Origin of the sequence: Acinetobacter sp. ANC 4862 (assembly GCF_004336635.1) — a bacterium.
In the GTDB taxonomy this organism is placed as follows: Bacteria; Pseudomonadota; Gammaproteobacteria; order Pseudomonadales; family Moraxellaceae; genus Acinetobacter.
Genome location: NZ_SJXH01000028.1, coordinates 19,194 through 43,271, shown reverse-complemented (window position 1 = coordinate 43,271; position 24,078 = coordinate 19,194). Strand labels below are relative to the sequence as shown.

At 40.4% G+C, this 24,078-nt stretch carries 27 protein-coding genes, 1 tRNA gene and 2 pseudogenes; 27 read left to right on the top strand and 3 right to left on the bottom strand.

Features of this window, described 5'->3' with window-relative positions; translation table 11 throughout:
• From E0409_RS12095 to E0409_RS12020, 16 genes and pseudogenes are all read left to right on the top strand, one after another.
• Window positions 1–215, top strand: a pseudogene (locus E0409_RS12095) (IS982 family transposase); the annotation flags it as partial.
• 46 nt (window positions 216–261) lie between these two features.
• Window positions 262–471 carry an antitoxin gene (locus E0409_RS12090; protein ID WP_131291214.1) on the top strand — a complete coding sequence of 70 codons (210 nt, stop codon included), beginning with the start codon at window positions 262–264 and terminating at the stop codon, window positions 469–471.
• A 197-nt stretch (window positions 472–668) separates the two neighbouring features.
• Window positions 669–818: pseudogene (locus E0409_RS16615) on the top strand (zinc ribbon-containing protein); the annotation flags it as partial.
• 163 nt (window positions 819–981) lie between these two features.
• Window positions 982–1,203, top strand: a complete 222-nt coding sequence (locus E0409_RS12080) for a hypothetical protein (protein WP_131291212.1) — start codon at window positions 982–984, stop codon at window positions 1,201–1,203.
• Between the two features lie 127 nt (window positions 1,204–1,330).
• Window positions 1,331–1,597: a hypothetical protein gene (locus E0409_RS12075; protein ID WP_131291210.1), complete on the top strand. Its 267-nt coding sequence runs from the start codon at window positions 1,331–1,333 to the stop codon at window positions 1,595–1,597.
• Window positions 1,598–2,215: 618 nt separating this feature from the next.
• On the top strand, window positions 2,216–2,464 hold the full coding sequence (locus E0409_RS12070) for a DUF6868 family protein (protein WP_131291208.1): 249 nt from the start codon (window positions 2,216–2,218) through the stop codon (window positions 2,462–2,464).
• Window positions 2,465–2,608: 144 nt separating this feature from the next.
• Entirely contained in the window at window positions 2,609–3,322 is a 714-nt protein-coding gene (locus E0409_RS12065; protein WP_131291206.1) for an SIMPL domain-containing protein, read from the top strand.
• Window positions 3,323–3,403: 81 nt separating this feature from the next.
• Window positions 3,404–4,069, top strand: a complete 666-nt coding sequence (locus E0409_RS12060) for an RluA family pseudouridine synthase (RefSeq protein ID WP_131291203.1) — start codon at window positions 3,404–3,406, stop codon at window positions 4,067–4,069.
• Window positions 4,070–4,346: 277 nt separating this feature from the next.
• Window positions 4,347–5,306, top strand: coding sequence for an SNIPE associated domain-containing protein (locus tag E0409_RS12055; RefSeq protein WP_165541333.1), 960 nt, complete (start codon window positions 4,347–4,349; stop codon window positions 5,304–5,306).
• 150 nt (window positions 5,307–5,456) lie between these two features.
• Window positions 5,457–5,837, top strand: a complete 381-nt coding sequence (locus E0409_RS12050; RefSeq protein ID WP_131291199.1) for a ribonuclease E inhibitor RraB — start codon at window positions 5,457–5,459, stop codon at window positions 5,835–5,837.
• A 285-nt stretch (window positions 5,838–6,122) separates the two neighbouring features.
• Window positions 6,123–8,531 carry an AI-2E family transporter gene (locus E0409_RS12045; protein WP_252151811.1) on the top strand — a complete coding sequence of 803 codons (2,409 nt, stop codon included), beginning with the start codon at window positions 6,123–6,125 and terminating at the stop codon, window positions 8,529–8,531.
• Between the two features lie 206 nt (window positions 8,532–8,737).
• Window positions 8,738–9,184: an SRPBCC family protein gene (locus tag E0409_RS12040; protein WP_131291196.1), complete on the top strand. Its 447-nt coding sequence runs from the start codon at window positions 8,738–8,740 to the stop codon at window positions 9,182–9,184.
• Between the two features lie 20 nt (window positions 9,185–9,204).
• A complete protein-coding gene (locus E0409_RS12035; RefSeq protein ID WP_131291216.1) occupies window positions 9,205–9,552 on the top strand; it encodes a DUF488 domain-containing protein in 348 nt (115 codons plus the stop codon).
• Between the two features lie 95 nt (window positions 9,553–9,647).
• Entirely contained in the window at window positions 9,648–9,989 is a 342-nt protein-coding gene (locus E0409_RS12030; protein WP_086194609.1) for a zinc ribbon domain-containing protein YjdM, read from the top strand.
• 247 nt (window positions 9,990–10,236) lie between these two features.
• Window positions 10,237–10,596, top strand: coding sequence for a 5-carboxymethyl-2-hydroxymuconate Delta-isomerase (locus tag E0409_RS12025; RefSeq protein ID WP_131291194.1), 360 nt, complete (start codon window positions 10,237–10,239; stop codon window positions 10,594–10,596).
• A 249-nt stretch (window positions 10,597–10,845) separates the two neighbouring features.
• Window positions 10,846–11,181 carry a YegP family protein gene (locus E0409_RS12020; RefSeq protein ID WP_131291192.1) on the top strand — a complete coding sequence of 112 codons (336 nt, stop codon included), beginning with the start codon at window positions 10,846–10,848 and terminating at the stop codon, window positions 11,179–11,181.
• A gap of 155 nt (window positions 11,182–11,336) precedes the next feature.
• On the opposite strand, the gene E0409_RS12015 is transcribed toward E0409_RS12020, so the two are convergent.
• The gene (locus tag E0409_RS12015; RefSeq protein WP_131291190.1) at window positions 11,337–12,104 is read right to left on the bottom strand and encodes a hydroxymethylpyrimidine/phosphomethylpyrimidine kinase; all 768 of its coding nucleotides are present in this window, start codon (window positions 12,102–12,104) and stop codon (window positions 11,337–11,339) included.
• 101 nt (window positions 12,105–12,205) lie between these two features.
• Between E0409_RS12015 and E0409_RS12010 the strand changes: the two genes are divergently transcribed.
• Window positions 12,206–12,850 (top strand): HAD-IA family hydrolase, encoded by a 645-nt coding sequence (locus E0409_RS12010; protein WP_131291188.1) that lies wholly within the window; start codon window positions 12,206–12,208, stop codon window positions 12,848–12,850.
• Window positions 12,851–13,163: 313 nt separating this feature from the next.
• On the opposite strand, the gene E0409_RS12005 is transcribed toward E0409_RS12010, so the two are convergent.
• Complete coding sequence (locus E0409_RS12005; protein WP_131291186.1) at window positions 13,164–13,616, bottom strand: CopD family protein; 453 nt, start codon at window positions 13,614–13,616, stop codon at window positions 13,164–13,166.
• Window positions 13,617–13,686: 70 nt separating this feature from the next.
• Window positions 13,687–14,916 carry a beta-ketoacyl synthase N-terminal-like domain-containing protein gene (locus E0409_RS12000; RefSeq protein ID WP_131291184.1) on the bottom strand — a complete coding sequence of 410 codons (1,230 nt, stop codon included), beginning with the start codon at window positions 14,914–14,916 and terminating at the stop codon, window positions 13,687–13,689.
• Window positions 14,917–15,195: 279 nt separating this feature from the next.
• Here E0409_RS12000 and E0409_RS11995 point away from each other — a divergent pair, with 279 nt between their 5' ends.
• The 10 genes from E0409_RS11995 (at window position 15,196) to rplA (ending at window position 23,811) form a co-directional block, all read left to right on the top strand.
• A complete protein-coding gene (locus E0409_RS11995) occupies window positions 15,196–16,632 on the top strand; it encodes an EcsC family protein (protein ID WP_131291182.1) in 1,437 nt (478 codons plus the stop codon).
• A 168-nt stretch (window positions 16,633–16,800) separates the two neighbouring features.
• Entirely contained in the window at window positions 16,801–17,175 is a 375-nt protein-coding gene (rpsL, locus tag E0409_RS11990) for a 30S ribosomal protein S12 (RefSeq protein ID WP_004648013.1), read from the top strand.
• Between the two features lie 179 nt (window positions 17,176–17,354).
• Window positions 17,355–17,825, top strand: a complete 471-nt coding sequence (rpsG, locus tag E0409_RS11985) for a 30S ribosomal protein S7 (RefSeq protein WP_004648014.1) — start codon at window positions 17,355–17,357, stop codon at window positions 17,823–17,825.
• A gap of 128 nt (window positions 17,826–17,953) precedes the next feature.
• Complete coding sequence (gene fusA / locus E0409_RS11980) at window positions 17,954–20,092, top strand: elongation factor G (RefSeq protein WP_131291180.1); 2,139 nt, start codon at window positions 17,954–17,956, stop codon at window positions 20,090–20,092.
• Window positions 20,093–20,189: 97 nt separating this feature from the next.
• The gene (tuf, locus tag E0409_RS11975) at window positions 20,190–21,380 is read left to right on the top strand and encodes an elongation factor Tu (RefSeq protein ID WP_131291179.1); all 1,191 of its coding nucleotides are present in this window, start codon (window positions 20,190–20,192) and stop codon (window positions 21,378–21,380) included.
• Window positions 21,381–21,432: 52 nt separating this feature from the next.
• Window positions 21,433–21,508 (top strand) — tRNA-Trp (locus E0409_RS11970).
• Window positions 21,509–21,581: 73 nt separating this feature from the next.
• Complete coding sequence (gene secE / locus E0409_RS11965; RefSeq protein ID WP_131291177.1) at window positions 21,582–22,022, top strand: preprotein translocase subunit SecE; 441 nt, start codon at window positions 21,582–21,584, stop codon at window positions 22,020–22,022.
• Between the two features lie 7 nt (window positions 22,023–22,029).
• Entirely contained in the window at window positions 22,030–22,563 is a 534-nt protein-coding gene (gene nusG / locus E0409_RS11960) for a transcription termination/antitermination protein NusG (protein ID WP_067726918.1), read from the top strand.
• A 120-nt stretch (window positions 22,564–22,683) separates the two neighbouring features.
• Window positions 22,684–23,112, top strand: coding sequence for a 50S ribosomal protein L11 (gene rplK, locus E0409_RS11955; RefSeq protein WP_131291175.1), 429 nt, complete (start codon window positions 22,684–22,686; stop codon window positions 23,110–23,112).
• Between the two features lie 3 nt (window positions 23,113–23,115).
• On the top strand, window positions 23,116–23,811 hold the full coding sequence (gene rplA / locus E0409_RS11950) for a 50S ribosomal protein L1 (protein ID WP_131291173.1): 696 nt from the start codon (window positions 23,116–23,118) through the stop codon (window positions 23,809–23,811).
• Window positions 23,812–24,078 lie beyond the last annotated feature (267 nt).

Genomic DNA, 24,078 nt, shown 5'->3' with positions numbered 1-24,078 from the left:
GTCTATTGCCTTTTTCTGATGAATACCACTTGAGACAGCGGAAAAGAATTGAAACTTTAATTGGCTTATTGAAAGAAAAATACCATTTAGTAAGCAGTAAACATCGGGCTATTTCCGGTTTCCTAGCAGGCATATTTTCTTCTCTATGTGCTTATCAACTCTGTCAGAAGAATAAGCCAAAAATTCATGTCGTTAGAAATTTAGCTTATCCGTAACTAGGGTTATAGATAAGCTGTATAGCAAAACTGATGGAGTAGTCATATGACTACCGCAAAAGTTTTTATGATAGAGCGCAGTCAAGCTATCTGCTTACCCAAAGAATTTCGCTTTGAAGGCAAAGAAGTGGAAATTTTCCGCCGTGGCGATGAAGTGATTCTGCGTGAAAAACTTATCACAGTAGAGCGCTTATTCAATGACGACTTTTATGCAGAAGAAAGAATAGATGAGCCTCCGCAAGAGAGAAGTCACTAAAGACAAATAATAAAAGAATTTGTACGAGTCGACGGACTGAAAATCGAAAAATGGATAATCAAATCTTTGTAAAACTGTCAAATTTTTTATCAAAATCATTCTTCGCCCAAACGCCATTATCATCTGTCGAAATGGACAATAGACAATCATCATAAGAGGGTTATACTGGATGCACCGTTTCTAAAAACACATGGAGAACAAAGATGGTTACTGCTGGCGAAAAACCCGGAATAGGTTTCTATTTTTGTGTTCAATGCGGACATCGCGTTTACTTAGAAATTGGTACAGACCGTTTACCCCCGTGTACCAAATGTCTTGGCACTGAATTTAAAAATAACATTGCCTAAGCGACATTCATAAAACAGAGATCCCTGTTTTAGACAAAAGCCTATTACTCCATAGGGCTTTTTTGTTACTTAAACATAGCCATTTATACCGGATTTTTGTTTGAGAATTAATCAAATTACCCCTATCTAAAATTCTAAATTCATAGTGTTTAGGGCTGCTCAATTGCAACATTATCTTGATCTCAATCATGACTCTGGTGTTGCCAACTACGAGATTGGCAATGAATTTATTCGGGTTCAATTCAAGAAAAAATCAAAAATCTATACTTATAGTTATGCCAGTGCTGGCTATCAACATGTTGAAAACATGAAACAACTAGCACAGTATGGTGATGGCTTGAACGCTTATATCAATCAAAATGTTCATCAACTTTATGTGAAATAGCAGAACTCAATTTCATGGCTTAAATATTGCTTGATAAATATGCCCGAGTGGCGAGCATCGACTCAAGGGTAGAGGTGCTCATAGCAACGGGCAAGATACATTTAACAAAGCAGAAGGGAGAATTAAAATGGAACAAGCCAGCGAAATGATGGAAATTGAACAAACACCGAAATATGTGCACTTAATTGCAGGTTGGCCTTTTGTCTTGGTGCTATTTGGCGGCTTGATTGGTGGTGGACTGGGCGGACTGGCTTATCTCATTAACTTAAAAATCTACAATTCCCAGCTCAGCAAAATCAATAAAATACTGGCCAATATAATGTGCGGTATGGTCGCTATCAGCGCATGGTGGTTTATTGCCGGTGCAGTTCAAGACACTTTCTTTAATTCTTAACAGTCATTGGTGTGCATATGGGAACCTGAAGATAAAACATAAAGTGTATGATTCTGCCAAAGGAAGAATGGGGAAATGAAAAGTGAGAAAGTAAAAATTATCTAAAAAAGATGAATAAAACGCAATAAAAAGCGATATTTTATAGTCTTATGATTAAATATTCCGTAATTATTTATTATTTAGAAAATAATTTCCAAAAAAATATTTAAATTGGCTTTTCTTAGGGAAATAATCCCGAGCCTAACTTGGTAAATTATATCTCAAGGGTGTGACAGGGATCGAAAAGAGTAGATTGCTACCAGTTGCGTATAACGTGAGTGTAGTACTTACCCAAAAGGTCTCGATTCGGCTTAGGACGCTATAGATCACGAGTTTATAGGCATAAGGTTATCGCTTACAAAGCTATAATTGTTGAAGTTAAACAATATGTTTTCCCTAACACCCTAAAAAATTCTCTACCGAATAAAAAACAATAACAATAAAAATATAAAAATAAATTAAAAATCATAACTATGCGATAGATTTTAAACCGGAAAATGTAGATACAAATCAGCAACTCGTTTCAGTATATCAAATCTGTTATTTTAGAAATCATAAGCTACCACGTAGAGAATCAATATGAATCTCGATTTTTGGTTTCGTTTTTTACTTTCCTCCGTACTGATCAATTACATCATTTTAATGATCTGGTTTTTGGCGATTATTTTTGCCCGTGACTGGATTAAACAAGTACATGGAAAATGGTTCAATCTGTCAGATGCGACTTTCGATGCAATTCATTATGGAGGGATGGCAGTCTATAAAATTGGCATTTTACTGTTTAATTTAGTCCCTCTAATTACTTTATATTTTATGGATAAAAGTTAAAATTTAAAAACCATCTTAAAATCTTAAATACAAAGTAAAACGCGCTACTATCACAATAATTTTATCAATATTTTCATACTGTTGCATTACACATAAAAACTGAAAAATATAAATTAAAGTCATAGCTAAAAGGAGTTTAGTCAGATGAATCAGCTTAAACCGGCACTTGTTTTAGGCATTTTTATTTGCTTGGGGATGGTTATTGCGGGATGGATTTTAGGCAGTAGCGCACTGAAAATTAAACAATATGAACGTATTGTTTCGGTCAAGGGTTTGTCTGAGCGTGAAGTCAAAGCCGACGTTGCGGTTTGGCCGATTCGCTTTAGCTCTGCCAGCCAAGACCTGACGCAGTTGTACGACAGTATGGAAATAAACACCCAGCAAATTCAGGCATTCTTAAAAAGTGAGGGTTTTACTGCTGAGGAGATTACTACAGCTTCACCAAGTATTACGGATAAATATGCCCAGCAATATGGGGGGAATGAAAATGTCGCACTACGCTATACCGCAAATCAAACTATAACTGTGTATACTCACAAAATAGATGCAGTACGTGCTGCACAAAGTCGATTGGTGGCTTTGGGTAAAAAAGGCATTGCCTTTGGCGGAGATGATTCTGGACAAAGAACCGAATATTTATATACCAAACTCAACGACATCAAACCTGGCATGATTGAGCAAGCCACCGAAAATGCACGCAGTGTTGCAGAAAAATTTGCCGCTGATTCTAAAAGCAGTTTAGGAAAAATTAAATCGGCCAATCAGGGCTTGTTTAGTATAGAAGATCGAGACAGTAATACGCCATATTTGAAAAAAGTACGTGTGGTTTCAACGGTCGATTATTATCTTGCGGATTAAAGCGGTAGGTTCGCCTATATTAATTGACACTCTAATCTGAGCTTGTTATTTTTCGCCCATTCTCCCCAACGCTGTATCCCCATGCCTATCAACGACAACTTTGTTTATATGCCGCCACAAGAAGCACTTTCTATCATTTATGAAGATGAAGATCTGGTGGTAATCGAAAAGCCTGCAGGGTTGTTGTCAGTACCGGGGCGTTTGCCTGAACACCATGACAGTGCCTATTTACGTGTCTTGGAAAAATATCCTCATGCCAAAATCACCCATCGTTTAGATATGGCAACTTCGGGTATTCTGATGTTTGCCAAACACCGTGATGCAGAAGTGGCGGTGAGTAAAATGTTTCAGGCGCGGACGGTAAAGAAAAACTATATCGCTTTGGTACAAGGCAAGCTTGAAGGTAAGGGAAGTGTCGAAGTTCCACTGATAACCGATTGGGAGAATCGTCCGCGTCAAATAGTGCATTTTGAGTTGGGCAAAGCTGCCAAAACCCTGTATCAAGTTTTGAATTATTTTGAAGCTGAAGATATTACCCGTGTATTGCTTACACCTATTACTGGACGTTCGCATCAACTCCGGGTGCATATGCAATATATCGGACATCCGATTACTGGTGATAAGTTATATCACCCAGAACCCTATCAAAGTCCATTAAAACGCATGGCTTTACATGCAAGTTATTTGGCATTTAAGCAACCATTCACGGGGGCGAATGTTGAAATTAAAGGTAAGGTGCCATTTTGATTTAGGTATGAAAATACAACGCTGCATGATACGAAGTGTATATTGATTTAGGGTGCATCGGTTGGAGTGGATAGCATCTATACGAGCTGAAATTAGGGATAAAAAATAAGAAAATTTAAAATATTGTTAAATAATTAATAATTTGAAAAATATAGTTTTTTTATATTTATTTCTCAATTTTATGGGATACAAATAGAAATAATATCCCTAGTTTTTGTGATTGAAAATCGACCAGAAAATGACTAGTGTAGAAAGTGGGGTTTTTGGAATAATAATAATGATTTACCTATCGGTCATAGCTGTCATAACAATAATTATTTTAGCAGTACTGCTTTATCGTGCAATGAAACTGGTCAAAGACAAACGGGCTAATCTGGAGTCTTTACAAGCCAATCTGGATCACGCACGAAAAAATTTGGCTGCACATGAACAAAAAAATGATGAGCTACATCATGAATTAAATAGGCTTCGTGCAGAGGCTGGAATTTTAAGGAATAAGGTTGAAAAACTCAGCCAGTTTCAACATATTTTAAACATTGAACAGTATGTAGCCGAACGACACAACCAAGTTGAGAACTTTGTGGAAGCGACCAAAATTGAAGCAGAGTCATTGCTACAGGGCATGAAAGCTTATATTGAGAAAGTGAGGCATTATCTGGACAGTTATGAAAAAAATAGCAAGCAGAAGCTGGAAATAGAAGCCAGAGAACAATTACATGGTTTCTATAATCAGGCCATGCAACAGCAAAATTTAACTGCCATTTCGCGAGCACTAGAACATAAAATTAATGGTTATGGCACTGAGTATTTATTTCCTGCTCACACCCTCTTGGATGAATTGATCGATGGATATGACCATATAGATTCGGCACTTCATTTAGAAGTTCGTCGTAAAATAAAAAATGCCATTGATCATCATAGTGTTGGTGATTGTGATTATGTTGAAGAAAAGCGCCGTCTTTCAGCTATTGCCTTGGTAACCCATGTTTTTAACAGTAAAGCTGATCTTTATTTATCACGCTTACGGCATGACAATTTGGGTGAGCTCATTCAATTGCTTCAAGATGATTTTATTCTGATCAATCATTATGGTGCGGCATTTAGTTATGCACGGATTCATGAGTCATTTTTAAGCTTGCGTTTAGAAGAGTTGAAGTTTGCAGCATTGGTTTTAGAGTTCAAAGAAAAACAGCAAGAACAGCAAACTCAAATGCAAGTACACATGATGGAAGGCTAATGAAGGGTATAGTTTTGAACGGATGAAGCAGAACTATACTTTAATGAATGAGCACGAGAATGGATCTTTTAAATCGCTAAACTGAAACAAACTTGAGCTAATCTGCGTACAATGATATAGATTTAAATAATTACGATAAGGAAACTCTCCATGACACGCGATTTTGAACAATTCCCAGATGACGAAAACGGTAATGTACTTTGGCAAATGGCTGAAGATGGTGATGATCTGACGGAAGCACATGAAATTGAATTTTCGATTGCTTTTCAAACACAAGAGCAAGCTGAAAAATGTGCGCTTTATTTGCTGAAAGAAGAACAAAAAATCAGCCTGTTTGAAGATGAAGAAGCCGATACGCTAGAGTGGATTATCACTATTTATGTGTATATGGAACCTGACTATTCAGACATCGTCGATATTGAAGAATGGTTCACTAAAATTGCTGAACAACACGGCGGTGAATACGATGGCTGGGGGTGTATGGCGTATGTCTATGATGATGAAGATGTGGAAGATGAACTTCAAAGTTAATTCAAATGATTGAATAATAGTCTAAAAATAGTGTTTGGATTCCAGTAGTTCTAGTAGGGCTGAAGTCATACTAAGTCCTGTTGAATGAGATACCAGAAAACCCTGACGGTGCAAACGGTTAGGGTTTTTTAATACCTAAATATTTGGCAAAGAATAAAACATAATGAGCTTGAACTGAAAAGGGTATGAGGCGAATAAGGATTTTACTTACAGTAACTCTGTAGAATTTCAGCAGATAAAATCTTAAATATAGAGAGAAGGGTAAAAAATAATAAGGATATTAACGTGAATAAGGAAAAAACTCTAAATTCAGAATCTCCATCCCCTCCAGTAAATGATGAAGCTCAGACCAAGCATGTTTTACGTGTAATGGCCGGGTTTGTGATTGCTGCACTGATTATTTTAGCCCTCTACGTTGGAAAAGACATTCTGATTCCTTTGGCGCTGTCGGTGCTACTGGCATTTTTACTTGAACCTTTAGTGTCACGCTTAAAAAAATGGGGCTTACCGCAACTGCCATCGATTGCACTTGTGGTGCTATTTGCCTTAAGTGTCTTGGGTGGGGCTGCAACTTATCTCGGTTATCAACTGGGGAATTTAAGTCAGGAGTTACCGCAATATCAGGACACCATTAAACAAAAACTCGATTCGCTAAAAAGTTTTACTTCTGGACCCAGTGTATGGGACGGTGCGATCAGGACCATCGACACGGTTGAAAGTTCGATACAGCAGGTTACCCCAATTGAGAAAAAAGAGGGTGTGCAACAGGTAGAGGTGGTGGGGCAGGAATCCAGCACCACTGAAACTGCGATACAGTGGGGTGCGAAAATTCTTCATCCCTTAGCGACAATAGGGATTGTTTTTCTGTTTGTGGTGCTGATTTTACTGAGCCGCAAAGATTTACATGATCGTTTGTTGAAATTGCTGGGTGGTAATTTAAATGTCGGTACAGATGCACTGGATGATGCCGCAGATCGGATTGGAACCTACTTGCGGATGCAGTTGTTGGTGAATGTCACTTATGGTCTTCCCATGGCCGTGGGCTTATGGTTGATTGGCGTGCCGGCTGCCATGATGTGGGGGATTGTAGCGATAGGAATGCGCTTTCTACCTTATGTCGGTCCAATGATCTCGGCCTTATTTCCCATTACCTTGGCATTTGCAGTCGATCCAGGCTGGAATATGGTGCTATGGACGATTGGGCTGATTCTGTTACTGGAGTTGATTAGTAACAATGTGGTTGAACCGTGGTTATATGGAGAAAGTACCGGTCTTTCCACTTTGGCGATTATTCTTGCAGCGACATTCTGGACCACGTTATGGGGGCCTGCTGGACTGATTCTCTCGACCCCATTGACGGCGTGTTTATTGGTATTGTCGAATTATATTCCGGCATTGGGATTTATTAAAATCCTGATTGGCAGTGAACCTGTACTCACGCCACCGGAACGGTTTTACCAGCGCTTGGTTGCTGATGATGTAGATGATGCCCTTGAAGTTGCAGAGGATTATATTGAACAAAAATTACCGAAAAAGCCCAGTGAGGAAGTCGTGGTTCGTAAGGTAAATAGCTTTTATGATGATGTCGCCATCCCAGCCATTCGTTTATTTTCACAAGGGCATAGTACTGAAGCAAGTGCCGAACATCGTTTAAGAATGCATCAAGGCTTGAAGTTGTTTAATCATGATTTTCAACAGAAGTATCCGAGTCCAAAGACCGAAGATCCAGTACAGGTGGTGTGCCTGGGAGCACGTTGGGAAATTGATGTGCTGGCATCTTCCATGTTGGCACATGGTTTAAGCTTAAGAAAAATTGCAGCGCAAAGTCATAGTGAAGTATTGATTCAATCCAAAATAGATGTATTTGAGTCATTACCAGAAGATGTTCAGGTGATATGCATTTCTATATTTCATCATCAGCCTTTGGCACAAATTCGCTTGTTGAATCATCGCATCCGCAAACGCCTGCCGAATACAAAAATTATTTTTGCCACATGGGGCAATGTCAGCGATGAACTACGGGATGAGATTCAAAACCGTTTTCAACCGGATGCCGTAGTATCCACGGTGAATGAATTGATGCTGAGTATTGATGCCTTGATGCTGCAACAAGGTGAAAACCCTGCACGTGAATTGCTTGCTGAAAATGAACCAGAACGTTTGGCTGCTTTGCACGAATTGCAATTACTTCAACCTGAAACTTTATTGATTTATCAGCAATATATTGAAGAAGCCTGCCAGGCATTTAATGTGAAGTATGCGCAAATTTCCTTGGTCGATGAAATATGGGTGAATACCCCAGCCAGCCCGCTAGCGGATGAAAATCAGAATCCGATAGAAGCGGGCATTCCTCGGGAGGAATCCATTTGTACCCATTTGGTTCATCAAAATGAAGCACTGATTATTGAGGATATAGACCGAGATCCACGTTTTAGCCACAACCCCGAGTTGAATAAAAATAAAATCAAGTTTTATGCAGGGGCACCTTTGCGCAATAAGCAAGGCTTGGTGTTAGGTAGTTTATGTATTTTGGATAAACAGATTCGGCATATGAGTGAAGATGATTTGGTTTTATTAAACCAGCTTGCAGAAGATTTAATTCAGACTTTAAGTAATGACAGGGCACAGGCACAAAAGTTGAAGGAAATTGCCAAGTTGCAACAGGCAGAGCCTACTCAAGGTTTATCAAGCTGACGAATGCGATCACTTGGACTGATACAGGCTAAAGCGGGTTGATCAGCTAAACACGTTCATCTATATCTTTTTAATGATAAAAAGTGTGTGAATTTCACATGCTCAATTATGAAAAAAATAATCAGACCCATACCAAAGCCATACATAGTTATAGACCAACCGCCGTAGACTGAAGAAACAAAACAACAAAAAGCAAGGAACAAGAAATGTCTAATACTGTCAAACTTCACCGTGTATTTAGCGCACCGCCAGAACGAGTATTTAAAGCCTTTATTGATCCTGATGCCTTGGTGAAATGGATGGCACCGAATGGTTTTACCGCTAAAGTTCATCATTTGGATGCGAAAGTGGGTGGCACCTATAAAATGTCCTTTAGTAATTTTTCTACCGGTTCAAGCCAGTCGTTTGGTGGAACCTATCATGAAATGATTCCTAACCAATTGTTACGTTATACCGACCAGTTTGATGATCCAAACTTACCGGGGCAAATTGAAGTCACTATTCAATTAACCCCTGTTTCTGTAGGAACCGAAGTTTATATCATCCAATCCGGTATTCCAGATGTGATACCAGCAGAAGCCTGTTATTTGGGATGGCAGGAATCATTGCAACTGCTCACTTTATTGGTGACTCCTGAAATACCGGATCAATAGAAGTGAATACAATGAAGGCGATGCAGATTCAAATCAAACGTGCCTATGCTGAAGTTTTACCCTCAGATGGTAAACGGATTCTAGTCGATCGACTTTGGCCCAGAGGCATCAAAAAGGAAGAGGCTAAAATTGATCTATGGCCCAAGGAAATTACGCCATCGACTGAACTGCGAAAATGGTACGCGCACGATCCCGAACATTGGGAGGTCTTTCAACAGTGCTATAGAGCGGAACTTGCTGAGCAAGCGAAGATGCTGCAGCAAATTAGAGAGATTGCTAAACAGGAACAAGTCACGTTAATTACTGCTGCAAAAAGTAAAGACTATAACCATGTGATTGTACTCAAACAGGTTTTGGAAGAGGGTTAAAATTAATCTTGCCTACTTTTATTCCATGAAATAAATAGGGTTTTAAGCAAGAGATTGACTTATAAAATGCTATAGTAGAGTTTTTGAGGTTTTTTATGTCTTTGCCAAATTGCCCCAAATGTAATTCAGAATATGCTTATGAAGATGGCGATTTACTGATTTGTCCAGAATGCTCTTATGAGTGGAAAGAGGGCGAAAGCAGCGCTGAAGCAGCAACGATTATTAAAGACTCAAATGGCAATGTCCTTGCCGATGGTGATACGGTTACCCTGATTAAAGATTTGAAAATTAAAGGTTCTTCATCTGTGATTAAAGTGGGAACCAAAGCGAAAAACATTCGTTTATTACCTGACTCAAGTGATGGTCATGATCTTGATTGTAAAGTTGATGGGTTTGGTGCAATGAAATTAAAATCTGAATTTGTGAAAAAAGCTTAATTCACACAGATTGAAATTTAAAAGCTCTAGCTGAATGCTAGGGCTTTTTTATGGGGTTAGAATTAATTTTTGAACCGTTATTTTTGTAGATAGATATTTCTGGATTCAGTTTTATGAAAAGGGTGCAGTCATTCTGATTCTTTCTTTTATAAACAGCAGCACTGTTGATTAAACATTGATTTATTGGCCTTATGATTGAGCAAATGGCATGGTATAACAACCGCAACCCTCTGAAAGAATTTTTGTTATGCCACACATCCATCTGGAATATTCAGATAATATTGAAAATCTGGAAACCAAACCTATCCTGCTTGCGTTGAACAAAGCCTTGGTAGAAGGTGTATATGTAGGCTCTGCGAATGATGTGAAAAGTCGTGCCATTTGTCAGCATGATTATGTCATTGGTTTTGGAGATGCTTCACAAGCTTATGTACATGCTAAAGTCTCTTTATTGACTGGACGCAGTGTGGAATTACAACAGGAAATTTCACAATTGTTATTAACCACACTCGAGCAGCATTTGCCCAAACAAAGCCAAATGAGCTTACAGATTTGTGTGGAAATTCTGGAAATGCAGAAAGCCACTTATTCTAAGAAAATTATCTAGATCTTAATAGCGATCAAGAGACTAGGTCTCCCTTTATTCTCTTGATCTTTATTTTTTATTTCATAAATTTAAGCCGAATTTACCTTTGTAGAACGCATTTTTATTCCATCCAGATAGAGATGTTGCTGATTACAAAACAGCCACATTAAAAAGCTGAAAATTATTTATATTTTATAAAGCAACCATATGTTTTCAAAACTAAAAATAAGATGTTTTTATAAAATTAAAAATAATAAAAGGGGTTTTTATATGGCGGGATGGTATGAAATTAGTCAAGCAAACGATGGGCAATATCGCTTTGTGTTAAAAGCTGGAAATGGGGAAGTGATCTTGGCCAGTGAATTATATAAGGCAAAAGCTTCTGCACAGGTTGGCATTGAATCGGTTCAGAGAAATAGCATAGATGATAGCCGTTATGAGCGCCTACAAGCGAAAAATGGTAAACCTTATTTCAACTTAAAAGCTGCGAATTATCAGATTATTGGTCGCAGTCAATTCTATTCAAGTGAGCAATCACGTGAGAAAGGCATAGAATCAGTTAAAAACAATGGCTCGACGACCAAGATTAAAGAACTCATTGCCTAGTTTTAAATGATGTGCATCATAAAGCATGTATTTATACATGCTTTATTTTTTAGTAGCACCCTAAAATCCAGATTTTAGTGACTAAAATGAGTGCAAAAAAACCTGATCTCAAACGACATAAAGCCAGTTAATGATCAGGTTTATCAACATATTTTTTAGAAGCGCTTAGGAATTTTCTGACCATTGGGCACCGGAGTTTCCGCTTTTTTAAGCACTCCAAACAGCCAGGTTTCGGCATGATTCACGGCTTGTTTTAAATCATCACCTTGTGCTAAACGACCGGCAATAAAACTGGCCAATGAGCAACCTGAACCATGGTATTCACCTTCAAGGCGTGGACATCTGGTTTCAGAAACCAACTTGCCATCCATATATAAAGCATTACGGATATAGTCCGGCGTATCTTCATGTCCGCCTTTGACTAAAACGGCTTTAGCACCCATTTCAAAGAGTTTTGCAGTGGCCTGGTCGATATCTTCAATACCGGTTAATGCACGCAGCTCTACTGTATTAGGCGTCAAAACTGTGGCAAGTGGAATCAGCTCGACAAAAGCTTTGACCAGTGTTTCTTGATTGCCCAGTGAACCCCCGCTATTTGCAACCAGTACTGGATCGAGCACATAGAGATATTCAGGATGTTCGCGTAAAAATTCTGCTAAAGCTGCAATATTATCTGTAGTGCCTAACATGCCTGATTTCACGCACTTAATCGGTAAATCTCTCACCACTGCATTGGCCTGAGCCATCAATAATTCTTTTGAGGTCGCTTCAAAGCCAAAAACTTGTTGCGAGTTTTGAATGGTAAGGGCAGTACAGGCAATTGCTGCATGTGCACCACTTTGACCAATCGCTTCAATATCTGCCTGCAAGCCAGCTCCACCCGATGGATCTAAACCAGAAAAGCAAAGTACAGTAGGGCGCACAATGATGTCCTTAAATCACTAAATTTACGTTAGTATAGGCAACTTTGAGCCAAGTCTCGATAGTATTTGTTAAGTAAAAATTTAAGTTAAAGGGTCAGTCTGTGATTAAAAATATTTTGATTGATTTAGATGGAACATTAACTGATCCAAAAGTGGGTATTACCACTAGTGCGCGTTACGGTTTAAATAAAATTGGTCATCCTATTGCCGATGATGTCAATATTGACTGGATTATTGGTCCGCCATTACAGGCCTCATTAGCAAAAATTTTGAATGTTGCAGTTGATGATGTTTTGGCTGAACAGGCGTTGATGGGCTATCGTGAACGATTTGCGGTGACGGGTTTATATGAGAACCATGTATTTGATGATGTGGCTGAAACTTTAAAAACATTACAGCAACAAGGCTATCGTTTATTTTTAGCCACAGCAAAGCCTGAAGTATATGCGCGACAAATTTTAGAGCATTTCGAGTTGTTGCAATATTTTGTGCATCCTTATGGTAGCGAGCTGAATGGGGATCGTACCAATAAAGCCGAATTGATCGCTTATATTATGCAAAAAGAGCAACTAAAGCCTGAAGAATGTTTAATGGTCGGTGATCGTGAGCATGATATTTTCGGTGCGCGTCATAACGGGATTGAAACCATTGCCGTAGAATATGGTTATGGTTCAGCAGAAGAGCTAGACCAAGCTCAACCTAAAGCTCGAATTAAGCAATTCTCTGACTTACTGCAACATCTTTAAATTTTAGTAATGCAATGGGAGATGGCGAGTCTCCTGTTGACTGATTAAAAGAGTAGAACAATATCCAAGAATGTAGTTGAAAAATAAAGTTCCCTCCTTTTTTGGGAGAGAATTAGGGAGGGGGTAATCTCATAAAGTTATTTTCTTTAGTGAAAGGAATGATGATTTAAGTGCCGTATTTTAACTGAGCTATATTTGGCGGATAAAAGATAAAATTCTTGGGGGCAAGATTCTTGATTTTATAAAGAAAACGAATTTTTAGTATTTAAAATAAAAAAGCCTCCAGTAGGAGGCTTTTTTAAATCAAGATGACTTAGAACTGCGGTTTAACCACCACTAAAATCACCACTGCGAATAAAATCAGGGTTGGCATTTCATTAAAGTAACGCCAAAACTTGTGTGATTTGTAATGTGCATCGACCATTAGTTTTTTACGGTAATAACCACAGACTAAATGGTAAATGACCAGTAAACCGACCAATCCAACTTTCAGGTAAAACCAGAGTGCTTCATGGTAATGCCGAGTTGCATCCCCCCAATTTACCAAGAAGTGCGCCGTGATGAGAGTGGCAAGCATTGCCGGCCACATGATGCCGCGGTACAACTTGCGTTCCATAATCTGGAAACGCTGATGACTTGTGGCATCCTCACTCATCGCATGATAAACATATAAACGTGGCAAGTAGAACAAAGCGGCGAACCAGCAAACTACAGCAATAATATGTAATGCTTTTACCCACAAGAAAGCATCAGAAGGAGCATCCATCTATTCACCCTTTTAAGGGCAGTGTGGCAGAAGTTGATCATCCGTTACCGAATGATCAACAATTCTTAGCTTAGCCTTCCCATTTTTTGAAAACAAGACAGGCATTTACACCGCCAAAACCGAAACTGTTACTCATCACAGTATTCAATTTTGTGTCACGTTTTTCAAGCACGATATCAAATGGTTTTGCGCCTTCATCCAGTTCAGTCACGTTGATGTTCGGAGCAATAAAGTCATTTTGCATCATCAATACTGAATAAATCGCTTCTTGTACACCCGCTGCGCCTAAGCTGTGACCAGTCATCGACTTGGTTGAGCTCAATGGAGGAACTTGACCTTCACCGAATGCACGTTCCATCGCTTTAAGTTCAGTCACGTCACCCGCAGGGGTAGATGTACCATGTGTGTTTACATAGTCAATTTTATCTACACCATGCTGTTTTGCTTCTTCTAAAGCCATAAGCACACAGCGTGTTGCACCTTCACCACTTGGCGCAACCATGTCTGCACCATCACTGTTTGCCGCATAACCAACAACTTCAGCTAAGATGTTCGCGCCACGAGCTTGCGCATGTTCAAGTGATTCCAACACCACAAAACCGCCACCACCGGCAATCACAAAACCGTCACGGTCAGCAGAATATGGGCGAGAAGCTGTTTCAGGCGTGTCATTGTATTTAGAGCAAAGTGCACCCATTGCATCAAACAACAAGCTTTGTGACCAGTGATCTTCTTCACCGCCACCAGCAAGCATTAAATCTTGTTTGCCCAATTGAATCAGGTTGTACGCATAACCAATCGCATCAGCAGATGTTGCACATGCGCTGGTAATGGTATGCGCCACACCTTGTAATTTGAATGCAACGCCAACGTTTGCTGTAATCGTGTTAGTCATGTTACGAGGAACAAAGAAAGGACCAACTTTACGTGCGCCTTTGGTTTGCAATAATTCGTTCATTTCAATGACCGATGCAGTTGAACCACCACCTGAACCACCGGTAATACCGTAACGTGGGTTGCCCGCTAAATCTTCAACCTGTAAACCCGCATGTTCGACTGCAGCAAGGGCTGAGTTGTATGCATACATCGCACAAACGCCCATAAAGCGTTTTAGTTTACGGTCGATATTGTCAAAGTTTTGTTCTGCTGCTGCACTCACGTGGCTTTTAAAGTTGAGTTCAGCATAAGTTGGGTTAAAACGTGTTCCAGAAATACCGTTTTGCAAAGAATTTGTTACTTCTTCTAAAGAATTACCAATACATGAGTTAATGCCCATGCCAGTGATTACAACACGTTTCATCTACAGATCCCTTATATGGTGGTGATTTGAGCAAATGCAGCTGAATGAATTGTTTGCCTTAAGCAAAACCCAGCGCCTTACTCATGTATTTCAATTACATTCATAATAGCAGAAAGATTTTTGAATTCTTATGGCAAATATTATGCCTATTTCCGTCTGTATGTATTTGTGAAAATTACCCGGTTTAATTAACTAAAAGATACACATTAATATTGAGATAAACTTAGACTGTGCCTAGTATTTATCAACAATTGTAAGAATTGAAAATGAGGGTAAAGAATGACTGATATCAATAATAAACATTCGCATGGATTCTTCTCAAATGCCTTTGGAGTGGCTAAAAAGATCAGTGCAGCTGGAATGGGTGTGCTGAATCATGCCGCTCCGAATGCTGTGACTAGAGCCATGCAGCCATCAATAAATGGGCAGGTGGTGGATGGGAGTGCTGGTCAATCACATGTTTTTGAAGCCCAAAAATATGATAATCCTCAACAAATGCTGCGCGAGTATTTACCGGGTGTATCGAAACAATTACTCGGTCATCAGTATGGTAAAGTGACTCGGGTTGCCAATTTCATTTCCCCGCAATTTTCAGATAAATTATCAGATTATTTTTTTGAACAGTTAAATCAATTTACCTCAAATATAAGTTCAGTTGATGCCGTGCTTGATCAGGCGGGTGCAAAAGATTTACAAGAACTGACCCAAGACGTAGATCGGTCAAAGCGAATTAGTCAGGCCTTGGCAGAACAGAATAAATGGATTGCTTCTATACAGGGTGCTGTAACTGGGGCGACAGGCGTGGTGGGTTCGGCGATTGATGTGCCGTTGTCTTTAATCATGTCTTTGCGCATGATTTATCAGGTTGGACGTGCATATGGTTTTGAGCTGAATAAAGAAACAGAACAAGACATTGTTCAGTTTGTGTTTAAACAAATTGATTTAGGCCAGATTGCGGAAAAACAGAGTGTATTGCTGGCGCTAAAAGCATTGTCCAGTATGTTAAAAACCCAAGATATGACTCAGTTTCAAGAAATGTTGGGTTCAAGTAACGATGTTACAGTGCTTAAAAAATGGTTAAGTAATGAAAATGGTGAAATGAAATGGGATTGGTTGAATCATATTCCCAAAATTTCCATCATCAGTAAATTGACACCGGTGGCGGGAGCAGGCATTGGTGCAGCATATAGTTGGAAACTGGTTGAAGACGTCAACCAGAAAGCGCAACAAATTTTTTCCCACGCCCGAAGTTACTTGCAACAACATCAAGGGGTAGAGTTATCCCCGATTGCGGCTTATGAAAAATCTTTGGCCTTATTGGCTCAAGCAACTCCCAAATTATTAGAACATTTATCTAAAGTGGATGTGAAACCTAGTGAAATTAAACTGGATCAGGATATTCAAGTCCCTGATAATAAAACCATCTCTAATGTCATCATCAAAAAGAAAATAGAAGCGCCTAAAGTTGATGAAAGCCGCCAGGATGAACGAGTTGAACAGGGCTTGGAATATTTAGCGGGACAAATGGTTGAACCGCATACACAAGTTGAGCCACAAAAACCGGCGATCACTGCGGATGAATCTGAATTGGATGAATATGCACAGGAAGAGCAGGCGGTGAATGGGCAAATTATTGCTCAGCCTTCTACTGCAGAATCTAAAGAAAATCAGGAATCTGCGCCTATAAATAAAAAAGTTACAAAAAAGAAATCCTAAAAGGTAAACCCCAGCTTAGCAAATGCTTTCAAACGCCCTAAATATAAGGAAATGGTTAATATTTGATATGACCTCGAATATTGACCATTTTTCTATCTTCGCTTACAATTGTCTGCCCTCGAAAAGTAGTATTTTTTTGAGGCTTTTTATTAACGGGAGAATTGCCAAATGGCAACAACAAATCAGTTGATCCGTAAGGGTCGTACGACTTTGATTGAAAAATCAAAAGTTCCTGCGTTGAAGGCTTGTCCACAACGTCGTGGTGTTTGTACACGTGTTTACACTACTACACCTAAAAAACCTAACTCAGCAATGCGTAAAGTTTGCCGTGTTCGCTTAACTTCAGGTTTTGAAGTATCAAGCTACATCGGTGGTGAAGGCCATAACCTACAAGAGCACAGTGTTGTTCTTATCCGTGGTGGTCGTGTTAAAGACTTACCAGGTGTACGTTACCATACCGTTCGTGGTTCTTTAGACTGCGCTGGTGTTAAAGATCGTAACCAGTCACGTTCTAAATACGGTACTAAACGTCCTAAGAAATAATCTTTCGAGATTAGCTTCTTAAGAACGTAGAACCGCAATCCTTTATCGTCTCGCTTGTCTGATTTCTGCATTTAATTTTGTGAAATTCAAGCGACGTGTAGTAAGGCCAGCGAACAGTACATGACACTTTGTACTCATGCTGGATAAACCTGAAGTGTCATATTTATAGGTGTATTAAAATGCCAAGACGTCGCGTAGTCGCTGCCCGTGAAATCCTTCCGGATCCTAAGTTCGGCAGCCAAACAATCGCTAAATTCATGAACCACGTAATGCAAGATGGTAAAAAATCTATTGCTGAAAGTATCGTTTACGGTGCTTTAGACCGCGTTCAAGAAAAATCTAAAGTAGACCCTGTTGAATTTTTCGAGACTACTCTTGAAAAAGTTCGTCCTATGGTCGAAGTAAAAGCACGCCGTGTTGGTGGTGCTACTTATCAAGTGCCTATGGAAGTACGCCCATCCCGTCGTACTGCCTTAGCTATGCGCTGGTTAGTAGACGCTGCTGCTAAGCGTTCTGAAAAAACTATGGCTTTACGTCTTGCTGGTGAGTTGCTTGATGCAGCTGAAGGTAAAGGTTCAGCGATTAAGAAACGTGAAGATGTGCATCGTATGGCTGAAGCCAACAAAGCATTCTCTCACTACCGTTTCTAATAGGTTTAAAGACCTTAATCAGGACGATGACAGGTCGGTTTTCACTGATCTGTCTTCAAAACGCTTTAAGCTGCTCTGCAGCTTAAAGCGTCCTGTTTTAAACAACAAATTTAGGAATGCAAGAAATCATGGCTCGTCAAACCCCAATTTCTCGTTATCGTAACATTGGTATTTCTGCTCATATTGATGCTGGTAAAACCACTACTTCAGAACGTATTTTGTTCTACACAGGTGTATCTCACAAAATTGGTGAAGTACATGATGGTGCAGCAACAATGGACTGGATGGAACAAGAGCAAGAACGTGGTATTACAATCACTTCAGCTGCTACAACTTGTTTCTGGTCTGGTATGGCTAAGCAGTTCCCAGAACACCGTATCAACGTAATTGATACCCCGGGACACGTTGACTTCACAATCGAAGTTGAGCGTTCTATGCGTGTTCTTGACGGTGCATGTATGGTTTACTGTGCTGTAGGTGGTGTACAACCTCAGTCAGAAACTGTATGGCGTCAAGCAAACAAATATAAAGTGCCTCGTTTAGCATTCGTGAACAAGATGGACCGTACTGGTGCAAACTTCTTCCGTGTTGTTGAACAAATGAAAACACGTCTTGGTGCACACCCTGTACCAGTTGTAATCCCTGTTGGCGCTGAAGAAAACTTCACTGGCGTTATCGACTTGATCGAAATGAAACAGATCATTTGGGATGAAGCTTCTCAAGGTATGCAGTTCGAATACGGTGAAATCCCGGCTGAACTTCAAGCAACTGCTGAAGAGTGGCGTACAAACTTGGTTGAAGCTGCGGCTGAAGCATCTGAAGAGTTGATGGATGAATACCTAAACAATGGCGATTTGACTAAAGAACAAATCGTTGCTGGTATTCGTGCTCAAACTTTGGCTTGTGAAATCCAACCAATGCTTTGTGGTACAGCATTCAAAAACAAAGGTGTTCAACGTATGTTGGATGCTGTTATTGATTTCTTACCATCGCCGACTGAAGTTAAGCCTATCGAAGGTATTCTTGACGACAAAGCTGAAACTAAAGCGATTCGTGAAGCATCTGACGAAGCACCATTCTCTGCGCTTGCATTCAAAATCATGAATGACAAGTTCGTAGGTAACTTAACTTTCGTACGTGTTTATTCTGGTGTGCTTAAACAAGGCGATCCAGTATACAACCCAGTTAAATCTAAACGTGAACGTATTGGTCGTATCGTGCAAATGCACGCGAACGAACGTCAAGACGTTGAAGAAATCCGCGCGGGTGATATCGCTGCATGTGTAGGTCTTAAAGACGTTACTACTGGTGATACTCTTTGTGATGAGAAAAACATCATTACTCTAGAGCGTATGGAATTCCCTGAGCCAGTAATTTCTTTAGCTGTAGAGCCTAAGACAAAAGCTGACCAAGAGAAAATGTCTATCGCACTTGGTCGTTTGGCGAAAGAAGATCCATCGTTCCGTGTTCGCACAGACGAAGAATCTGGTCAAACGATTATTGCAGGTATGGGTGAGCTTCACCTTGACATCCTTGTTGACCGTATGAAACGTGAATTTAACGTTGAAGCGAACATTGGTAAACCAATGGTTGCTTACCGCGAAACGATTAAAAAATCTGTTGAGCAAGAAGGTAAATTCGTACGTCAAACAGGTGGTAAAGGTAAATTCGGTCATGTATATGTTCGTTTAGAACCTATGGATGTTGAAGAAGCTGGTAAAGAATACCAATTCGTTGAAGAAGTTGTAGGTGGTGTTGTACCTAAAGAATTCTTCGGTGCGGTTGATAAAGGTATTCAAGAACGTATGAAGAATGGTGTATTGGCTGGTTACCCTGTTGTGGGTATCAAAGCGACATTATTCGATGGTTCTTACCATGATGTCGATTCTGACGAATTATCGTTCAAAATGGCGGGTTCTTATGCCTTCCGTGATGGTTTCATGAAAGCGGATCCTATCCTTCTTGAACCAATCATGAAAGTTGAAGTAGAAACTCCAGAAGACTACATGGGCGATATCATGGGTGACTTAAACCGTCGTCGTGGTATGGTTCAAGGTATGGACGATCTTCCTGGTGGTACTAAAGCGATCCGTGCTGAAGTTCCATTGGCTGAGATGTTTGGTTACGCAACTTCTATGCGTTCTATGTCTCAAGGTCGTGCGACTTATTCTATGGAATTTGCTAAATATGCTGAAACTCCACGTAACGTGGCTGAAGGCATCATTACTAAGTTCCAGTCTGGCGGTAAAAAAGGTGACGACGAGTAATCTTTCGATTACTATAAGCCCCAAACTAATTCATAGTTAAAAACCAAAATCGCTTATGGAGTTTTCCCTCCATAAGCAGTTTAAAAAGGAAGATCTCATGGCTAAGGCTAAGTTCGAACGTAATAAACCACACGTAAACGTGGGTACAATTGGTCACGTCGACCATGGTAAAACAACTTTAACTGCTGCAATTGCAACAATCTGTGCAAAAACTTACGGCGGTGAAGCGAAAGATTACGCAGCAATTGACTCTGCACCAGAAGAAAAAGCACGTGGTATTACCATTAATACTTCACACGTAGAATACGATTCTCCAACTCGTCACTACGCTCACGTAGACTGTCCAGGTCACGCCGATTATGTTAAAAACATGATCACAGGTGCTGCTCAAATGGACGGCGCGATCCTTGTATGTGCTGCGACTGATGGTCCTATGCCACAGACTCGTGAACACATCCTTCTTTCTCGTCAGGTTGGTGTACCTTACATTCTTGTATTCCTTAACAAGTGTGACCTTGTTGATGATGAAGAATTACTTGAATTGGTAGAAATGGAAGTTCGTGAACTTCTTTCTACTTATGACTTCCCAGGTGATGACACTCCAATCATCCGTGGTTCAGCGCTTGCTGCACTTAATGGTGACCAAGGTCAGTATGGCGAATCTGCTGTAATCGAATTGGTTGCTGCGCTTGATTCTTACATTCCTGAACCAGAACGTGCGATCGACAAAGCATTCTTGATGCCAATCGAAGACGTATTCTCAATTTCAGGTCGTGGTACTGTAGTAACAGGCCGTGTTGAAGCGGGTATCGTTAAAGTTGGCGAAGAAGTTGAAATCGTTGGTATTAAAGATACAGTTAAAACAACTGTAACTGGCGTAGAAATGTTCCGTAAATTGCTTGACGAAGGTCGTGCTGGCGAGAACTGTGGTGTTCTTCTACGTGGTACTAAACGTGAAGACGTTCAACGTGGTCAAGTACTTGCTAAACCAGGTACAATCAAGCCGCATACTAAATTCGACGCAGAAGTATACGTACTTTCTAAAGAAGAGGGTGGCCGTCATACTCCATTCCTTAACGGTTACCGTCCACAATTCTATTTCCGTACAACTGACGTAACTGGCGCAATCCAATTACAAGAAGGCGTGGAAATGGTAATGCCTGGTGACAACGTTGAAATGTCAGTAGAATTGATCCACCCAATCGCAATGGACCCAGGTCTACGTTTTGCGATCCGTGAAGGTGGTCGTACAGTTGGTGCTGGTGTTGTTGCTAAAGTAACTGCATAATACGATAAGTTGAAACTACAGGTCGGGGACTTTGGTTCCCGATTTGTATTATAGGTCAGTAGTTCAATTGGTAGAGCGTCGGTCTCCAAAACCGAATGTTGGGGGTTCGAGTCCCTCCTGGCCTGCCATTTTTTTAAAAAAAAACTTGATGCTGGTTAAATTGTCATATAATAAGTCGCGAAGCCTACGACGAGTACAAAAATGTCGAATGATAAATCGCGTGACGCATTAAGCGAAGCGCCAATTCCACAAAGAAATAATTCTGCTGAAGTTGTTAATTCTGGTTCTCCTTTAGATATAGTTCTATGGGTTATCGCATTGATTTTATTAGTCGGTGCGGCCATGGCGGGTCAGTATTTGCCAGCGTATTGGGCACCTGCGAATAATGTTGGTGTACGCGTTGGTGTGATTTTGGCTTGTATCGTAGTGGCTTTAGGTTTATTATACGCCACCCATCAAGGCAAAGGCTTTGTTCGTTTGTTGAAAGATGCGCGAATCGAGTTACGTCGTGTGACTTGGCCGACCAAGCAAGAAACAGTGACCACATCTTGGCATGTTCTTGCGGTTGTTGTAATCGCTTCCATAGTTTTATGGTGTTTTGATTACATTTTAGGCTGGTTAATGAAGTTTATTATCGGGTAAGAGAGCTATGAAACGTTGGTACATTATTCATGCCTATTCAGGTTATGAAAAACAGGTGTTACGCTCGCTTAATGATCGAATCCAGCGTAGCGCTGTAGCCGATAGCTTTGGTGAAGTCCTTGTTCCGACTGAAGAAGTCGTAGAAATGAAGGATGGCAAGAAGCGTAAATCAGAGCGTAAATTCTTTCCTGGCTATGTATTAGTTGAAATGGAAATGAATGATGATACTTGGCACATTGTTAAAGAATGTCCAAAAGTATTAGGCTTTATTGGTGGTACGGCTGAAAAACCGGCTCCAATTACGCAAAAAGAAGCTGATGCGATTCTTGCACGTGTACGCAATACTGGTGAAGCACCTCGTCCTAAGACGATGTTTGAACCAGGCGAAGAATTACTTGTTATTGATGGTCCATTCACCGACTTTAAAGGCGTGGTGGAAGAAGTTCAATACGAGAAGTCACGTTTAACGTTGACGATTAATGTATTCAATCGACCAACTCAAGTTGAGCTCGAATTTCGCCAAGTCGAAAAAGCGAACTAATTTAAGTTGGTTGGAAAACGCCCGATTTGTTATGGATTGGGCATTGTTGTTGTAACGGTTATCGTTACTTGAAATCATTGGGGAGCCTTCATCGGCGTTTGCACCCAGAGGTAATTTGAAATGGCTAAGAAGATTGACGGCTATATCAAGCTGCAAGTTCCAGCTGGTAAAGCGAATCCATCTCCACCGATTGGTCCTGCACTAGGTCAACGTGGTGTTAACATCATGGCATTCTGTAAAGAATTCAATGCTGCTACACAAAAACTTGAAGCTGGTCTACCAATTCCTGTAGTGATTACTGTGTACAACGACAAGTCGTTCACATTCATCATGAAAACTCCACCTGCTGCTGTTCTTCTTAAGAAAGCTGCTGGTATCCAGAAAGGTTCAGCTGTACCTAACAAAACTAAAGTTGGTAAGTTGACTCGTGCTCAAATCGAAGAAATTGCGACTACTAAAGAACCAGATTTGACTGGTGCTGACTTAGACGCACGTGTACGTACCATTGCTGGTTCTGCGCGTTCTATGGGCTTGGAAGTGGAGCTTTAAGACATGGCTAAATTAACTAAACGTCAAAAAGCGATCGTAGCTGCTGTAGAAGCGCACAAAGTTTACACGCTAGAAGAAGCTGTTGCAGTTCTAGAGAGTCTTCCAGCTCCTAAATTCAAAGAATCTTTGGATGTTGCGGTAAACCTAGGTGTTGATCCTCGTAAATCTGACCAAGTTGTTCGTGGCGCGACTACACTTCCTGCAGGTACTGGTAAAACTGTACGTGTAGCAGTATTCGCTCAAGGCGCTGCTGCTGAAGCTGCTAAAGCTGAAGGCGCAGACGTTGTAGGTTTCGACGATCTTGCTGAAAGCATCCAAGCGGGTAACCTTGACTTTGACGTAGTAATTGCTGCTCCAGATGCAATGCGCGTTGTAGGTAAACTTGGTACGATCCTTGGTCCACGTGGCTTAATGCCAAACCCTAAAGTGGGTACTGTAACTCCTGACGTAGCAACTGCAGTTAAAAATGCAAAAGCTGGTCAAGCACGTTACCGCGTAGACAAAGCGGGTATTATCCACGCTGCGATCGGTCAAGTAGGTTTCACTGCTGAAGCTGTTCGTTCAAACGTTGAAGCACTTGTTGCTGACTTGAAACGTTTAAAACCTGCTACGTCTAAAGGCGTATACATTCAAAAGATCACTTTGAGCTCAACTATGGGTCCTGGTTTGATCGTTGATGTAGCAAACGTTTCTAAATAAGTCTCGACTTATTACAGAATTTTAAAGCCCTGAGTAAAAATCAAAGCGCTGCTTTGGTTTTTACGCAAGAAACGCTCCGCCGTATTTTGCAAACTTAGGCAAACTTTGAATTGATAAATATTTGTTTATCAGCGTCAAAGACCTCGGGCGAGGAGAGTTCTTCGGAACTCACTTCTTAAAAGTCCAGTCCGAGTAGACGCGGTGGTGTGATTTGTTCATCCTCCGCGTGTTAGTCCAGTGATGGATTAACGAATTGGGAGTGTGCTT

What these genes read in the sequence shown, in the direction of transcription:
- E0409_RS12090 (WP_131291214.1), top strand. Translation starts at nt 262, where the DNA reads ATGACTACCGCAAAAGTTTTTATGATAGAGCGCAGTCAAGCTATCTGC.
- E0409_RS12075 (WP_131291210.1), top strand. Translation starts at nt 1,331, where the DNA reads ATGGAACAAGCCAGCGAAATGATGGAAATTGAACAAACACCGAAATAT.
- E0409_RS12070 (WP_131291208.1), top strand. Translation starts at nt 2,216, where the DNA reads ATGAATCTCGATTTTTGGTTTCGTTTTTTACTTTCCTCCGTACTGATC.
- E0409_RS12065 (WP_131291206.1), top strand. Translation starts at nt 2,609, where the DNA reads ATGAATCAGCTTAAACCGGCACTTGTTTTAGGCATTTTTATTTGCTTG.
- E0409_RS12060 (WP_131291203.1), top strand. Translation starts at nt 3,404, where the DNA reads ATGCCTATCAACGACAACTTTGTTTATATGCCGCCACAAGAAGCACTT.
- E0409_RS12055 (WP_165541333.1), top strand. Translation starts at nt 4,347, where the DNA reads ATGATTTACCTATCGGTCATAGCTGTCATAACAATAATTATTTTAGCA.
- E0409_RS12050 (WP_131291199.1), top strand. Translation starts at nt 5,457, where the DNA reads ATGACACGCGATTTTGAACAATTCCCAGATGACGAAAACGGTAATGTA.
- E0409_RS12040 (WP_131291196.1), top strand. Translation starts at nt 8,738, where the DNA reads ATGTCTAATACTGTCAAACTTCACCGTGTATTTAGCGCACCGCCAGAA.
- E0409_RS12035 (WP_131291216.1), top strand. Translation starts at nt 9,205, where the DNA reads ATGCAGATTCAAATCAAACGTGCCTATGCTGAAGTTTTACCCTCAGAT.
- E0409_RS12030 (WP_086194609.1), top strand. Translation starts at nt 9,648, where the DNA reads ATGTCTTTGCCAAATTGCCCCAAATGTAATTCAGAATATGCTTATGAA.
- E0409_RS12025 (WP_131291194.1), top strand. Translation starts at nt 10,237, where the DNA reads ATGCCACACATCCATCTGGAATATTCAGATAATATTGAAAATCTGGAA.
- E0409_RS12020 (WP_131291192.1), top strand. Translation starts at nt 10,846, where the DNA reads ATGGCGGGATGGTATGAAATTAGTCAAGCAAACGATGGGCAATATCGC.
- E0409_RS12005 (WP_131291186.1), bottom strand. Translation starts at nt 13,616, where the DNA reads ATGGATGCTCCTTCTGATGCTTTCTTGTGGGTAAAAGCATTACATATT.
- E0409_RS12000 (WP_131291184.1), bottom strand. Translation starts at nt 14,916, where the DNA reads ATGAAACGTGTTGTAATCACTGGCATGGGCATTAACTCATGTATTGGT.
- E0409_RS11995 (WP_131291182.1), top strand. Translation starts at nt 15,196, where the DNA reads ATGACTGATATCAATAATAAACATTCGCATGGATTCTTCTCAAATGCC.
- rpsL (WP_004648013.1), top strand. Translation starts at nt 16,801, where the DNA reads ATGGCAACAACAAATCAGTTGATCCGTAAGGGTCGTACGACTTTGATT.
- rpsG (WP_004648014.1), top strand. Translation starts at nt 17,355, where the DNA reads ATGCCAAGACGTCGCGTAGTCGCTGCCCGTGAAATCCTTCCGGATCCT.
- fusA (WP_131291180.1), top strand. Translation starts at nt 17,954, where the DNA reads ATGGCTCGTCAAACCCCAATTTCTCGTTATCGTAACATTGGTATTTCT.
- tuf (WP_131291179.1), top strand. Translation starts at nt 20,190, where the DNA reads ATGGCTAAGGCTAAGTTCGAACGTAATAAACCACACGTAAACGTGGGT.
- secE (WP_131291177.1), top strand. Translation starts at nt 21,582, where the DNA reads ATGTCGAATGATAAATCGCGTGACGCATTAAGCGAAGCGCCAATTCCA.
- nusG (WP_067726918.1), top strand. Translation starts at nt 22,030, where the DNA reads ATGAAACGTTGGTACATTATTCATGCCTATTCAGGTTATGAAAAACAG.
- rplK (WP_131291175.1), top strand. Translation starts at nt 22,684, where the DNA reads ATGGCTAAGAAGATTGACGGCTATATCAAGCTGCAAGTTCCAGCTGGT.
- rplA (WP_131291173.1), top strand. Translation starts at nt 23,116, where the DNA reads ATGGCTAAATTAACTAAACGTCAAAAAGCGATCGTAGCTGCTGTAGAA.